This is a genomic window from Streptomyces sp. CB01249 (assembly GCF_001905735.1).
Taxonomy (GTDB): Bacteria; Actinomycetota; Actinomycetes; order Streptomycetales; family Streptomycetaceae; genus Streptomyces.
Map to the genome: position 1 here is coordinate 1,423,612 of NZ_LISW01000002.1, position 14,823 is coordinate 1,438,434.

At 73.0% G+C, this 14,823-nt stretch carries 11 protein-coding genes; 7 read left to right on the plus strand and 4 right to left on the minus strand.

The genetic code is table 11. The features are described from left to right. Positions 1-49: 49 nt before the first annotated feature. From AMK18_RS14870 to AMK18_RS14900, 7 genes are all read left to right on the plus strand, one after another. Complete coding sequence (locus AMK18_RS14870; protein WP_198956999.1) at positions 50-1,405, plus strand: S1 family peptidase; 1,356 nt, start codon at positions 50-52, stop codon at positions 1,403-1,405. Further along, positions 1,402-3,672, plus strand: a complete 2,271-nt coding sequence (locus AMK18_RS14875) for a serine/threonine protein kinase (RefSeq protein ID WP_073863126.1) — start codon at positions 1,402-1,404, stop codon at positions 3,670-3,672. Before AMK18_RS14870 ends, AMK18_RS14875 begins: the two co-directional genes overlap by 4 nt. Before the next feature lie 52 nt (positions 3,673-3,724). Further along, on the plus strand, positions 3,725-5,128 hold the full coding sequence (locus tag AMK18_RS14880) for a hypothetical protein (RefSeq protein WP_073863127.1): 1,404 nt from the start codon (positions 3,725-3,727) through the stop codon (positions 5,126-5,128). Continuing rightward, the gene (locus AMK18_RS14885; protein ID WP_018102444.1) at positions 5,125-6,183 is read left to right on the plus strand and encodes a hypothetical protein; all 1,059 of its coding nucleotides are present in this window, start codon (positions 5,125-5,127) and stop codon (positions 6,181-6,183) included. The genes AMK18_RS14880 and AMK18_RS14885 overlap by 4 nt, the downstream gene beginning before the upstream one ends. Beyond that, entirely contained in the window at positions 6,180-7,421 is a 1,242-nt protein-coding gene (locus AMK18_RS14890; RefSeq protein ID WP_018102443.1) for a hypothetical protein, read from the plus strand. Before AMK18_RS14885 ends, AMK18_RS14890 begins: the two co-directional genes overlap by 4 nt. Before the next feature lie 154 nt (positions 7,422-7,575). Then, positions 7,576-9,159, plus strand: coding sequence for an acyl-CoA carboxylase subunit beta (locus AMK18_RS14895; protein ID WP_073863128.1), 1,584 nt, complete (start codon positions 7,576-7,578; stop codon positions 9,157-9,159). An 18-nt stretch (positions 9,160-9,177) separates the two neighbouring features. Further along, positions 9,178-9,381, plus strand: a complete 204-nt coding sequence (locus AMK18_RS14900) for an acyl-CoA carboxylase subunit epsilon (RefSeq protein WP_018102441.1) — start codon at positions 9,178-9,180, stop codon at positions 9,379-9,381. Between the two features lie 149 nt (positions 9,382-9,530). Here AMK18_RS14900 and AMK18_RS14905 read toward each other — a convergent pair whose 3' ends face one another. The 4 genes from AMK18_RS14905 to AMK18_RS14920 all read right to left on the minus strand — a co-directional run bounded on the left by AMK18_RS14905 (position 9,531) and on the right by AMK18_RS14920 (position 14,493). Beyond that, positions 9,531-10,112, minus strand: coding sequence for a GTP-binding protein (locus AMK18_RS14905; RefSeq protein ID WP_014048542.1), 582 nt, complete (start codon positions 10,110-10,112; stop codon positions 9,531-9,533). Further along, positions 10,093-10,743, minus strand: coding sequence for a DUF742 domain-containing protein (locus AMK18_RS14910; protein WP_020207381.1), 651 nt, complete (start codon positions 10,741-10,743; stop codon positions 10,093-10,095). Before AMK18_RS14910 ends, AMK18_RS14905 begins: the two co-directional genes overlap by 20 nt. A 98-nt stretch (positions 10,744-10,841) precedes the next feature. Next, a complete protein-coding gene (locus AMK18_RS14915; protein WP_018102439.1) occupies positions 10,842-11,255 on the minus strand; it encodes a roadblock/LC7 domain-containing protein in 414 nt (137 codons plus the stop codon). Positions 11,256-11,265: 10 nt separating this feature from the next. Further along, positions 11,266-14,493, minus strand: a complete 3,228-nt coding sequence (locus AMK18_RS14920; RefSeq protein ID WP_073863129.1) for a sensor histidine kinase — start codon at positions 14,491-14,493, stop codon at positions 11,266-11,268. Positions 14,494-14,823 lie beyond the last annotated feature (330 nt).

Consider the following 14,823-nt stretch of genomic DNA (forward strand, 5'->3'; position numbering starts at 1 on the left):
TGTCCGGACACTGGGAAGCGGGGCCCTTGCGCGCGTACGCTCGTGAACCATGGGGGAGTTGAGAGCGGACTGGCGACTGCGGTTGCGCCGGGACGGCCCGCAGGGCGAGGTGTGCGGGGCCGGGGTGCTGATCACTCAGGACCGCATGCTGACCTGCGCCCACGTCGTCGAGGAGCCCGACGCCCGGATGTGGGTCGAGTTCGCCGAGAACCCCGCCATCCCGCCCGTCGCGGCCCGGGTCGCCCCCGGCGGCTGGCTCGACGACCGCGAGGACATCGCCGTCCTCGCCCTGGACGGCCCCCGCCCCCAGGCCGAACCGGCGCCCCTGTCCCGGCACTTGGAGCGCGGCGCGGAGGTGTGGCTCGGCGGCTATGCGGCACCCTTCGACGCCGACGGGATGTGGCTCGTCGCACGGATCAGCGGCCTCCACGGCAACTGGGTACAGCTCGACGCCCGCTCCAACGTGGAGGTGGTGCGCCCCGGCTTCAGCGGCGCCGCCGTCCACACCGGACGCCGGGGCGAGCGCCCCGAGAGCGTCATCGGCCTCGTCGTCAGCTGGCGCGGCGACCTGGAAATGCCCCTGCCCGCCGACAACGACCTCGCGTTCTCGCACATGATCCCCGTGGACCGCATCGCCGAGCTCGTGCCCCTGGTCGCCGAGCTGAGCGGCCCGGACGGCTGGGACCACGCCTTCGCCGCCCGGCTGCGGAGCTGGTTCGCGGGCACCGACCAGCCCACCGTGCGCTTCGGCGTCGTCCCGGCGGGCGGCGGCCGTGACCGCACCCTGCGCCACCAGCTGCACCGCGCCCACCTCGTCCACCACGGAGGCCGCGGCCGCCCCGACGAACTCGTGGACACCCTGGTCGCCCAGCTGCGGCCCCCGCGCCACCAGCGCAACCGCTACCGCGACTGGCTCCTCGAAGGCGGTGACGAACCCGAACGCTCCCTCGCCGGACGCCCCGCCTCCGGCCCGGTCCTCGCCGTGGTCGGCCTGGACGAGGAGCCGGACCCGGCGGGGCTCGTCCGCGTCCTCGCCCGGGTGCGCGCCCTCGGCTTCCGGCTGCTCGTCGTCGTCCGCGGCACCGAAGGACCGGCGCCCGACGCGGTCGAACGCGACCTCCTCGTACCGGCGCTGGACGAACGCGCCGAGGAACTGGTGCGCACGGCCGAGCGGATGGAACGCGTCTGGGCCCGCCTGGACGGCCTGACCGACTCCGCCTCGGCGCCCCCGCGCCCGGCCACGGACCCGGCGACCCGCCGCCGGAACCTGGGGGAGCTGCGCGCGCTGCGGGAGCCGCACGCCCGGCTCGTGGGGCTCAAGCAGCTGTTACGCGACTTACGCGCCGACCTCGCGGGGCCCGCGGGGCTGCCCGGACAGCGCACCGGACCCGCGGGCCGCCCATGAGGATTCCCTGCCCGCACCGCCGCTTCACCGGCGGCCCCTGCACCGGCGCCGTCCTGGCCACCGGCTACTGCGACACCTGCGGCCGCGAGCAGACCGCCCCCGGCCTCCCGCCGCTGCCCGGCGCGCCCGAGGACCACGGCCCCGCCGGACTCCTCGAACTCCCGCTGCTCGACCCGGGCAGCCCGGCCGAACGGCTGGCCGCCGCCGAGCACCCCGTGCGCATCGTGATGACCTGCTCCGTCAAGTCCTGCGCCACCGCGTTCGTCCCGCCGCACACCGCCGCGCCGCCCCCGGACGAGGGGTACTGCCCGGTGTGCGGGGCGCGCTACTCGTACCGCCCCGAACTCACCAAGGACGGCCCGCCGCTCCAGGACCAGTACGTCATCCGGGGCCCCATCGCGCACGGCGGGCAGGGCTGGGTCTACCTCGCCGAGGACACGCACCTGGAGGACTTCGTCGCCGTCAAGGGGCTCCTCAACCGCTACGCCGAGCGCGGCGCCGCCCAGGCCGGTGAGGAGCGCCGCAGCCTGGTCGCCATCCGGCACGAACGGATCGTCCAGATCCGCGACTTCGTCTCCACGAGGAACGCCGACGGCACGGTCTCCGGCGGCTACATCGTCATGGAGGACGTCGGCGACCGCACCCTGTCCGCGCTGGTCGAGTCGGTCCGGCGGGGCGCCTTCGTCCTCGACATCGAACACGTCGTCACCTACGGCTGCCAGATCCTGGAGGCCCTGTCCCACCTGCACGGGATGGGCTTCCTCTACGGGGACATGAAGCCGTCGAACGTGATCCACCACCTCGACGGCATCAAGGTCATCGACCTCGGCGGCGTCCGCAAGGCGGGCAGCGTCGACCCGCCGCCCGTGATCACCCCGTACTTCGCGGCTCCGGAGACGGACGGCGGGAAGCCGCTCACCGTGGCCCACGACGTGCACACGGTCGGCGTCACCCTCGAAGAGCTGGCCCGCTGGGCGGTCGGCGACGACGTCCCCGGGCTCGGCATCAGCTCCTTCCGGCTCGTCGTGGCCCGGGCCACCGCCGGGGATCCCGAGGAACGGTTCGGCACCGCCGAGGACATGGCCGGGCAGCTGCGCGGGGTGCTGCGCGAGATCCGGGCCCTGCGCGGCAAGCGCGACCAGCCCGAACCCTCCGCCCACTTCACGCCCTCCACCGAACTGCTCGGCGCCCGACTGGGCTCGGTCCCGGACTACGCGCACTGGCTGCGCCGCCCGCTGCACGGCCGCCGCGACACGCCCCCGGCGCCCGCCCTGGACCCCGGGACGCCGACCCCGACCGAGATCGCCCGCCGCCTGCCGGTGCCCCGGCCCTACCCAGGCGACCCGCAGGCCGCCCGCTTCGGCGTCAGCAGCTACGACCCGGGCCAGCCGCTCGCCCAGCCCGCCGAGGGGGAGCGGTCCGTCGAGATCTGCCTGCACAACGCCCGGCTGCTCCTCGGCCAGGAGGGCCCCGAGGCGCTGGCGGCCGCCCATGAGCAGGTCGAGGCGGCGGCCGCGATACCCGGACCCGGCCCGGTGCGGCAGTGGCGCCTCAGCTGGCACCGCGGCCTGGTCGCGCTGCGCGGCGCCGACGTGCGCGAGGGGGAGCGGCAGGCACTTCTGAAGGACGCCCACGGCCACTTCTCGGCCGTGCACCGCGCCCTCCCCGGCGAGTACGCGGCGAAGCTGGCCCTCGCGTACTGCGCGGAGCAGGTGGGGCCCGGCGCGGGCCCGTCCGCGTACGAACTGTTCCGCGCGGTGCACGCCCGCAACCCCTCGCACGTCGGCGCCGCCCTCGGCCTCGCCCGGTCCGCCCTGGCCCGGGGCGACCGGGCCGCCGCCGTCCGGGTCCTGGACCTGGTCCCCGACGAGTCCCGCGACCACACCGTGGCCCGCGTCGCCGCCCTGCGCATCCGGGCCGCCCGGCTGGCCTCGGGCGCGCAACCGCTGCCCGCACTGGGCGAGATCGACGCCGCGCTCGCCGCGCTGGCGGGCCCGGTGGTCGCGGGCGACGAGGCGGCCTGGCTGCTGCGCACGGAGCTGTACGAGTGGAAACTCGACGCGGTCCGCGACACGGCCGACCCTCTTCCCCCGCACCGGACCCGGCTGCGCATCGGCCTCCCGCCGCCGCCCGTCCCCGGTGAGCGGGAGGTCCGCGCGGAGCTGGAGCAGTGCTACCGCTGGCTGGCCCGCCAGCGCCGGAAACCGGCGGAGTACGAACGGCTCATCGACCTGTCGCACGCGGTGCGCCCGCAGACGCGGTTCTGACGGTCACCCTCGGGTCCCGCCAGCCACCCCCAGTCCCCTTGGAGATCCGTTCATGGCCGCACCCGACCCGTCGCCGACCGGGCTCCGGTTCGCCGTGTCCGTCGACGTCCGGCGCGACCAGCAGCCGCACCGCGACACCCCGATCGACGCCCATGTGCGCGTCAAGGCCACCGGCACCGGTCCCCGCGACCAGCGGCCCGCCACCGAACTCGCCGTCGTCCTCGCCCTGGACGTCGCCCCCGCGCGCCGGCAGGACGCCGCCACCGCGCTCGCCGCCGCCCTGCGCGCCCTGCCCGACGGGCTGTCCTTCGCCGTGCTCGGCGGCGCCGGGGGCGACGGGCCCGGGCGGTGCTACCCGCTGCGCGGGCCCTGGGCGCTCGCGGACACCGACGAGAAGCGGCGCGCCGCGTTCAGCGTGGGCCGCGTCGCCCCGACCCCCGACGACCGGCCGCCCCCGGGATACGGGGCCTGGCTCACCGCCGCCCGGACGCTCTTCGGCCAACGCCCCCTGCCCGTACGCCACCTGATCCTCGTCACCGACGGCGGCGGGCACGACCCGGCGGGCGAGGCGGCCCTCGGCGCCGGAATCGCCGCGTGCGCGGGGGCGTTCAGCGCGGACGTGCTCGCGCTCGGCGTGGACTGGGACCCGGCACCGCTGCTCGCCCTCACCGAGGGGCTGCACGGCACGGCCGAGACCGCGCCCGACCGGTTCGCCCCCGCCGTCACCGGGGCGCTGGGGCGGCTGCGCCGGGTCCGGAGCCCCGAACTGCCCGTCACGGTCACCGGCCGCCCCGCCGTGACCGCGGTCGCCCTCAGCGAGCGGCAGCCCCGGCAGCACGCCCTCGTACCGGTGACCGCGCCGGAGCACCCGCACCGGTACGACTTCGCCACCCACCAGTGGGAGCCGGGCGCCCGGGACTACCTGCTCTCCGTGCGGGCGGACGCGAGCGCCGACCCGCTCGGCGTGCTGCTCCAGCTCGCCACGGTGTCCGTCGGCGAAGCCACCGCCCCGCTCGTGGTCCGCTGGCTGCCGCCCGGCGTCGCCGTGGGCGCGGGCGGCACCGGCGGCGGGGGCGGCACGCTCGACGCGATGAACGCCGCGACCCGGATGCGGACCGCGCTCGACCGGGGCTACGCGGCGCTGGACCCGCTGAGCCGCGAGGAGGCCGAGCGGCACTTCGGGCTCGCGGTCCGGCTGGCCCACGAGATCGGCGCCGCCTGGGTCCTCGCCGACGTCCGCAAGGTGGCCGACATCGTGGACGGGGTGCGCGGCCTGGTCCGCGTCGGCCCCACCGTCGACCTGGGGACCGTGCGCGAGGGGCGGCTGCACGTCGCCTCCGGGCCCCTGCTGGACCTGCCCGGGCACACCGCGGGCCCGCCCGCCAAGTGCCCCGAATGCCGCCACCTCGCCGGGCCGGGGGCCCGGCACTGCATCGTCTGCGGGAGGCGCCTGTGAAGCCCCGGCCCACGCACTGGACGCGCGCCTTCCGGGCCCGCGGGCTCACCGGCTCCCGCACCAGACGGCTGCTCGAACTCCACCTGGCCGTCATCGTGCTGGCCGCCCTCGTCTCGATGACCGCGCTCCTCGTCTCGTACCGCGAGGTCCAGAACGCGGCCGGGGAGATGCGCACCCACGCCGCCCCCGCCGTCCAGGGCGTCTCCGCGACCCAGCTCGCCCTGCTCCGCGCCCACCAGGAGGCCGAGGTCTCCGTGCGCTTCGGGATCGACGAGGTCGTCGGGGCCGGGGCCCGCTACGAGGCCCAGCTCTCCGCCGCGGGCCAGGGCCTCTCCCGGCTCTCCGACGTCCAGATCGACGGCGAGCGCGGCCGGGGCGTCCTGGCGACCGTCACCGGGGTGCTCACCTCGTACAGCGGCTCCATCACCCCCGGGACCGTGAAGTACGTGGACGACGAGCTGATGCAGCGGCAGAAGATGAGCGAGGCCGAGCGCCAGCTGAACCGCCCGGGCACCGGCGTCGTGCCCCGCCTCGACGTCCTCCAGGACCACCAGATGCGCCGGATGGGCCGGATCAGCACCCTCGGCCCCCTCCAGGTCACCGGCTGGGCCGTCGCCGAACTGGGCCTGCTCGTCCTCACCCTGACCACCCTCAGCGCGCTGTGGCTGCTGCGCCGCCGCTGCGGGCGCAGCCTGGACCCGTGGCTGCTGCCGACGCTCCTGGTGGCCGTCGCCCTCGCCGTCGTACCGCTGTGGGCGACCGCCGCGACGCAGGAACGGCTGGACGCGGCACGCCACCAGCTGGTCCGGATCGAGGACACCGCGAGCGACCCGCTCGTCCGGTCAGGGGACACCGCCCGCGACCCCGACCGGCTCGCCGACGCCCAGCAGTACGTCACCCGCGCCTCCACCGAGCTGCGCGGCGGGCTGGCCGCCCGGAGCTGGCAGAGCTGGACCTACTACGGGGCGCTCGGCGCGGGCGCGCTGGTCCTGCTGCTCCCGGCCGCAGGCCTCACCCGCAGACTCAACGCCGACTACTACTGGAGGGCCGGATGAGACGGCTGCCGCGGGCACTCGCCCTCGTCCTCGCCCTGCTCCTGACCGCCGCGGGCTGCGGCCTCGCGGCCCCCGGCGGCAGCGACGCCGAACCGAGGGTGACGATCCTCGGCCCCTGGACCGACGAGCAGGAACGGCAGTTCAAGGACGTCCTGGACGGCTTCGGCATCCCGTACACCTACCAGGGCACCGCGGCCACCCGCGAGGTGCTGCTCGCCGAGGTCCAGGCCGGGAACCCGCCCGACATCGCGATCCTGCCCGGCGTCGGCGAACTGGTCGAGTACGCCGCCGACAACCGGCTCAAGCCGCTCACGGGCCTCTACGACCCGGGGGAGTACGGCAACCCGTGGCTGCCGGAGGCGGAGGGCATAAAGAAGGACCTGTGGGTGCCGCTCAAGGTCGACCTCAAGTCCATCGTCTGGTACCGCGAGGGCGAGACCCCGCGGCCCGCCCCGGCCCCGCTGGACGCCTGGTGCGCCGCCATGGGCGACGACGGCTCCTCCGGCTGGCCCGGCAGCGACTGGATCGAGGACCTGCTCCTCCAGCAGGCGGGCCAGGTGCTGTACGGGCGCTGGGCCACCGGCGAGCTGCCCTGGACCGCCCCGCACGTCGTCACCGCCTGGACCACCTGGGCGCACCTGCTCGCCCAGGGCTCGCGCGAGGAGCGCCAGGCGATCCTGACGAAGGACCACCGCGGCCCGGCCGGAGGGCACGGGCTGCTCTTCGGCGGCGGCTGCTCCCTGGAACACCAGGGCTCCTTCGCCCGCTCGTTCTACGGGGACCGCAGGGCCGGGGCCGCCTTCACGGACTCGGCACCGCTGCTGCCCGGGGGCCCGTACACCGTGAAGGCCCACGAGGTGTCGGCGGACTTCGCCGCGCTGTTCGGGGACGGTGAGCAGGCCCGTACGATGATCCGGCGCCTCACGTCCGAGAAGGCCCAGGAGGAGTGGGGCCGCGAGGGCGGGGTCTTTTCGGCCAATTCCGCGGTCCCGGCCCGCACGGGCGCGGTCGAGCGGGAGGTCGGGCACCGGCTCACGGAGCAGCGGGTGCCGTTGTGCCTGGACGCCTCGGACGTCATGCCGGCGGCGGTGCGGGACGCCTTCTACGAGGCGGTGCTGCTGACCGTGGCGCACCCGGACGAGCCGGTGCTCCCGCGCCTGGAGGACATTCAGAAGGTCCAGGACGCCCAGCTCGACCGGGTCCCCCGGCTCACGGGCGTGTGCGGCAGGCCACAGTGAACCCTTTGTGGGACCTCCACAAGGGGAACCCGGTACCGGCTGGTACTTCGCCTGCATGGGACCGGGCTTCTGTCAGGCTCCACCAGTAAACCGGGCAGGAGACTGTACGGAGTCGACGGCACGATTTTCTTGGCGGGGTTCGTAGGGTCGTTACATGACCGTTGTGGACGAAACCCAGGGCGAGCCGAGCGACACCCGCGGCCGTGTGGCCGAACTGCTGGCGCTGCGCGAGCAGGCCCGCCGCGGACCCAGTGACCGCGCGACCGAGGCGCAGCACGCCAAGGGCAAGCTGACCGCCCACGAGCGCATCGAGCTGCTTCTCGACCCGGGTTCCTTCCACGAGGTCGAGCAGCTGCGCCGCCACCGGGCGACGGGTTTCGGCCTGGAGGCGAAGAAGCCGTACACCGACGGTGTGGTCACCGGCTGGGGCACGGTGGAGGGCCGGACGGTCTTCGTGTACGCGCACGACTTCCGGATCTTCGGCGGGGCGCTGGGCGAGGCCCACGCGACGAAGATCCACAAGATCATGGACATGGCCATCTCGGCCGGTGCGCCGCTCGTCTCCCTGAACGACGGCGCCGGCGCCCGTATCCAGGAGGGCGTCTCCGCGCTCGCCGGGTACGGCGGGATCTTCCAGCGCAACACGCGTGCCTCCGGTGTCATCCCGCAGATCAGCGTGATGCTCGGCCCGTGCGCGGGCGGTGCGGCCTACAGCCCGGCGCTCACCGACTTCGTGTTCATGGTCCGCGAGACCTCGCAGATGTTCATCACCGGTCCGGACGTCGTGAAGGCGGTCACCGGCGAGGAGATCACCCAGAACGGCCTGGGCGGCGCGGACGTCCACGCCGAGACCTCGGGCGTCGCGCACTTCGCGTACGACGACGAGGAGACCTGCATCGCCGAGGTCCGGTACCTCATCGGGATGCTGCCCTCCAACAACCGGGAGAACCCGCCCACCGCGGCGAGCGACGACCCGGCGGACCGGCGCGGCGACGCCCTCCTGGACCTGGTCCCGGCCGACGGCAACCGCCCGTACGACATGCACAAGGTCATCGAGGAGCTCGTCGACGACGGCGACTACCTGGAGATCCACGAGCGCTGGGCCCGCAACATCATCTGCGCCCTGGCCCGGATGGACGGCCAGGTCGTCGGCATCGTCGCCAACCAGCCCCAGGCCCTGGCCGGCGTGCTGGACATCGAGGCGTCCGAGAAGGCCGCGCGATTCGTCCAGATGTGTGACGCCTTCAACATCCCGATCATCACTCTTCTGGACGTACCCGGCTTCCTGCCCGGCGTCGATCAGGAGCACGGTGGGATCATCCGGCACGGCGCGAAGCTGCTCTACGCGTACTGCAACGCGACGGTGCCGCGGATCTCCCTGATCCTGCGCAAGGCGTACGGCGGCGCCTACATCGTCATGGACAGCCAGTCCATCGGTGCGGACCTCACCTACGCCTGGCCCACCAACGAGATCGCCGTGATGGGCGCGGAGGGCGCCGCCAACGTCATCTTCCGGCGGCAGATCGCGGAGGCCGAGGACTCCGAGGCCATGCGGACCCGCATGGTCAAGGAGTACAAGACCGAGCTGATGCACCCCTACTACGCCGCCGAGCGCGGCCTGGTCGACGACGTCATCGACCCGGCCGAGACGCGCGAGGTCCTGATCGCCTCGCTCGCGATGCTCCGCACCAAGCACGCCGACCTGCCGTCCCGCAAGCACGGCAACCCCCCGCAGTAGAAGACGGAGACACTACTCATGACCACTGCCACCGCCGAATCCGTGCTGCGCGTCGAGAAGGGCCTCGCGGACCCCGAGGAACTGGCCGCGATCACCGCGGTCCTCCTCGCCCGCGCCGCCGCCCAGCCCGCCACCGCCCCCACCCGCGTCCGCGACACGGCCGGCTGGCGCCGGCTGGAACGCACCCCGGGCTTCCGAGCCCCGCACAGCTGGCAGGGCTGAGTCAGCCCACAGGCGCAGTCCGAGGCCGGGCGGGCCAAATCAAGCCCGTCCGGCGATTGAGGACAAGCAAGGCCGCCAGGCCGAGCGGCACACGCACGAGGGCCCCGCACTCCCAGGAGTGCGGGGCCCTCGTGCGTACCCGGAAGCACCTACCGCAGGCGGGCCATCAGCGCGTGCTCCACGAGCGTGATGAGCGCACTCTTCGCATCCGCCCGATGCCGCGCGTCCGTCGTCAGAATCGGCGTGTCCGGCCCGATCTGAAGCGCCTCGCGCACCTCGTCCGGCGTGTACGGCTGGTGGCCGTCGAAGCCGTTCAGGGCGATGACGAACGGCAGCCCGCTGTTCTCGAAGTAGTCGACCGCCGGGAAGCAGTCCGCGAGACGGCGGGTGTCGACCAGCACGACGGCACCGATCGCACCCCGCACCAGGTCGTCCCACATGAACCAGAAGCGGTCCTGGCCCGGCGTACCGAAGAGGTACAGGATCAGGTCCTGGTCGAGCGTGATGCGGCCGAAGTCCATCGCCACCGTGGTGGTGGTCTTGTCCCCCGTGTGCGTCAGGTCGTCGATGCCCGCCGAGGCGGACGTCATCACGGCTTCGGTGCGCAGCGGATTGATCTCCGACACGGCACCGACAAACGTGGTCTTACCCACGCCGAAGCCCCCTGCCACCACGATCTTCGCCGAGGTAGTGGAGCGGGCCGCTCCGCCGCTAGAGCTTGCGAAGTCCACTGAGCACCCTTTCGAGCAGTGTCACATCTGGCTGGCCGCCGGCGGACTCGTCGCCGCCGGGCTGGTGGATAGCGACGAGTCCCGCCTCGGCCAGGTCGGCTACGAGGATCCGGGCCACGCCGAGGGGGATCGAGAGGAGGGCCGAGATCTCGGCCACCGACTTGATCTCGAAGCACAGCCGGCAGATCCGCTGGTGCTCGGGCAACTGCCCTTGCAGCCGGGACGGATCAGCCGTGGTACTGACCAACGCCTCAATGGCGAGTTGGTAGCGCGGTCGGGTCCGTCCACCTGTCATGGCGTACGGACGGACCAGAGGATTGTGCGCGGCCGGAGCCGCCGGTTCGGGAGCCCGCCGCGGCTGCACCGGCTGGATCCGGGGCTGTTGCGGCCCGTCGAGGCGGTGGGGACGCCGGGGGTGGTGCGGCTGCTGAGCGGGCTGCTGGGGCTCCTGCTGCGGCCAGCCGGGCCCCGACTGGCCGTACTGGCCCTGCCCGTACGGCTGGTAGGGCTGCTGAGGCTGCTGAGCGCCCTGTCTGCCGGGTGCGGAGGGGAAGTTGAAACGATCGTCCCCGTGCTCACCCGGCACGTGCCGGTCACCGTCGTACTGGTGCCCGCCTGGGGGTGTACCCACGATTCCTCCTCCGCCTGCCGGTCCCGATACCAGTGGACCGCGCCACCGCACCCTATGGCGCGGTGACGCGAAACGCACTGTCTGGTTACTGGATAAGACTAGTTAAGAAGACTTCCCTGGAGTTCGGCACGGAGGTCCGGAGTCAGAACGCTGCCCGCGCGGTCGACCAGAAGGGCCATTTCGTACCCGATGAGGCCGATGTCGGCATCCGGGTGTGCGAGAACGGCCAAGGAGGACCCGTCGGAAACGGACATGATGAAGAGGAATCCTCGCTCCATCTCCACAACCGTCTGATTCACCGCGCCGCCCTCGAAGATCCGCGAGGCACCGGCGGTCAGCGAGGTCAGACCGGAGGCGACCGCCGCCAGCTGGTCCGCGCGGTCGCGGGGGAATCCCTCGGACATCGCCAGCAGGAGTCCGTCGGCGGAGACCACCACCGTGTGCGACACCCCGGGGGTGTTGTCCACGAAGTTGGTGATCAACCAGTTCAGATTCTGCGCCGCCTGGCTCATCGGGCTCACACTAACGCTCCTGGTTGTAGGTAGTACTTGTGTCCGTACCCGCGTTGCGTCCCCGGAGGACACCGCGCCGCAGGTTGCTCAGCCTGCCGCGCACGTCTTCCGGAGCGCGGGAGACCTGGGGGCCGCCCTGCTGGGTCTGTTCGGCGGTGCCCTCGACCAGGTTGGCCTTGGGCACGCGCCGGGGAAGACCGGACGGGGTTATCCCGCCCGCCTTCGGCTCCCGGAGCTTCTCGGCCCGCTCCCAGCGCTCGTCGTTGGCCGAACGCCAGTCGTCGGAGCCGTCGTTTCCGGCGTTCCCGTCGGTGGCCTGCTGCGCCGGGGCCGGCCGCTGCGGCAGTTCGTGCTGCTGCGGACGCTCCTGCGCTCCACCGGGCCGGTCGTTCCCGCGGCCGGTGGGCTGCCAGTGCTGCTGGCCGCCCCGGCGCGGCAGACCGGCGTCGGTCAGCTCGTGGCCGGTGTTCGGGACGGGGCCCGAACGCTCGAAGCCTACGCGCTCCTGCGGCTCGGCGGGAGCGCTCACCGCAGATTCCGGTTCCGCCTGGGCAACCGGCTCGTAGCCGCCCTGGTACGTGCCCTGATCTGCCCACTCTTCCTGCTGGGGCTGGGCGGCGTACTGCTCGTCGTAGCCCTGCACGGGTGCCTCGGGGGCCGCGTATGCCGCCTCCGGATAGCCGCCCTGGGCGCCGTCGTAGGCGGGCTGGGCGTCGTAGCCGTTGGCACCGGCGTACGGGTCGTAGCCGCCCTCGTACTGCTGCGCGGCGTAGGCGTCCTGACCGTTCCCGGCGTAGGCCGCCTCACCGTTTCCGGCATAGGCGTCCTGGCCGTACGCGCCCTCGGCGTACGCCTGCCCGGGCTGCGCCTGCTCCGGCTGGTCCGGGAACGCCTGGCGCTCGCCGCCGGCGGCCTGGGCCTCCAGCGCCGCGCGGCGCTCCTCGCGCATCAGCGAGCGGCCCACCGGGTCGAGCTGGGCGGAGTCCGCGGAGCCCTCGTCGTACCGCGAGTCGTCGAAGCCGAGTTCGGCGGCCGTACGCAGCTGCGGCTGCTGCGGCAGCGCGTCGAACGCCTGCTGCTGCGGGATGATCGAGGAGACGGTGAAGTCGTCCTGCTCCGGCGCGTCGCCGCCGCCACCGTGGGTGATCGCGTCCGGCAGCATGACCAGCGAGGTCGTGCCGGCCTGCTCGCCCGAGGGGCGCAGCTGGACGCGGATGCCGTGCCGGTCCGCGAGCCGGCCGACCACGAAGAGGCCCATGCGCTGCGAGACCGCGGCGTCCACCGTCGGCGGGTTGGCCAGCTTGTGGTTGATGTCGGCGAAGTCCTCGGCGGTGAGGCCGATGCCCTTGTCGTGGATCTCGATCATCACGCGGCCGTCGGGCAGCCGGGTCGCGGTGACGCGGACCTTGGTCTGCGGCGAGGAGAACGTCGTGGCGTTCTCCAGCAGCTCGGCGAGCAGGTGCACGAGGTCGGTGACGGACTGGCCGTGGATCTCGGTCTCCGGGACGCCGGAGAGCTCGATGCGCTCGTACGACTCCACCTCGGAGGAGGCGGCGCGCAACACGTCCACCAGCGGCACCGGCTGGTTCCAGCGGCGGCCCGGCTCCTCGCCGGCGAGGACGAGGAGGTTCTCGCCGTTCCGGCGCATACGGGTCGCCAGGTGGTCGAGCCGGAACAGGCTCTCCAGCTGGTCCGGGTCGGCCTCGTTGTTCTCCAGGTCGGTGATCAGGGTCAGCTGGCCCTCGATGAGCGACTGGTTGCGGCGCGACAGGTTGGTGAAGATCGCGTTGACGTTGCCCCGGAGCATGGCCTGCTCGGCCGCGAGCCGGACCGCCTCCTGGTGGACCTGGTCGAAGGCGCGGGCGACCTCGCCGATCTCGTCCTGCGAGTTGATCGGGATGGGCTGGACGCGGGTGTCGACGCGGCCCGGGTCGGTGCGCGAGAGCTGGTCGACCAGCGAGGGCAGCCGCTGCTCGGCGATCCCGAAGGCGGCGGTGCGCAGCCGGCGCATCGAGCGGCTCATCTGGCGGGCCATGAGACCGGCCAGGATGAACGCGGCCAGCAGGGCGACGACGACGATCGAGGCGTTGACGATGGCGTCGGTCCGGGCGTCGGAGGAGATCTCCGCGGCCTCGGTCACGGCCTTCTCGACCAGCTCGTTCTCGACCGTGGTGTAGCCGTCGAACTTGGCGGTGGCGGCGGCCATCCAGGTCTCGGGGGTGATCCCCTTGGCCTTCAGCTCGTCCTGGTCCTTGCCGAGGCCGATCTCCTTGGCCATGCCGTCGTAGACCGAGCCGTCGATGGAGGGCGGCGCCACGAACGGCACACCGGCCGCGGCGGCCTTCTCCTTGGCCTCCTTGAGCTCGGCGGCGCCGGCGGCCGCCTTGGCCTCCATGACCTTGCGCAGCCGGGTCGCGTCGGCCTCCGTACCACCGGAGGTGAACTCGCCGAGGGCGATCTGCTCCAGGTAGTTGTACGAGCCGAACGCCTTGACCTGGTCGTTGAACTTGCCGCCCTCCTTGCTGGGGCGGACCAGGAGGTGCATGCCGATGGAGCGCTGAAGCGATTCTGCAGCCTTGGCCAGCTCGATCGCGTAGACGGTCCGGCCGTAGCTGGTGATGTTGCCGGTGCCGAGGCCCAGTTCGTTGCAGAACTCCATCAGGGAGTGCTGGACCTGGACGTAGCCCTCCTCGGTCTTCACCGGGTCCATGGCCGCGGTGTAGGCCGCCTTGCGCAGCTGCGGGAGCTTCGGCTCCTCCAGCTTGAACAGCTTGAGGCGGCGCTGGAGGCCCTCCTTGGCCGGCATGTCCTTGACGGCTTCGGCGAACTTGGCGGCGGCCGCGTCGGTGGTGGCCCGGCTCTGCGAGACGATCTCGTCGTCGCGCTTGTTCGACAGGAGGGGCTGGGCGGTGAGGTCGCGCTCGTTGAGCAGCGCCTGCCCGTACTCGGCGGCGGCCCGCACGATCAGCGCGGTCTTCTCCGCGTCCTGGGCCTCCTGCCAGGTGTTGACCGAGCCCTTCACCTGGAAGCCGCCCATGACCAGGCCGACCAGCACCGGGATCAGGAGGATCGCGTTCAGTCGGGTGGGCACCCGCCAGTTGCGCGGCGACAGCCGGCTGGTGCTGCCACCGGCCGGTGCCCCTTCGGACACGTCGGCGGACGGCGCCGCGGCACGCGACGGCGGGGTGAAGTTGCCCCGCTCCGCCTGCGCCGTGGAGCCCTCGTTGTTACGCCTCACTCGACCAACAACCTCTCGGCGTCGGCACCTACGCTGTGCCGGGTTTAGTTCAGGGCCGTACTCGGACCGTCCGGCAGATGGTGGGCGGCGTCGCGGGGCTGGGCACGCGCATCTGCGGCGTTGTCGTCAATCACCAACGCTCCGCGTTGGCTCAATCCTCCGCCTTGCAGCTGCACGCACCCAGCCCCGCTCCTTCATCCGCCCACCATCTGCCGGACGGTCCTACTCGGGAGTTGGTCGAATTGCAGCACGGCTGACGGTCGCGTTCCAAACAGTCGGAATGGGCGATTCCGAGTGGCTCACGCCTCAGATAAATCGGGCATAAAGAGC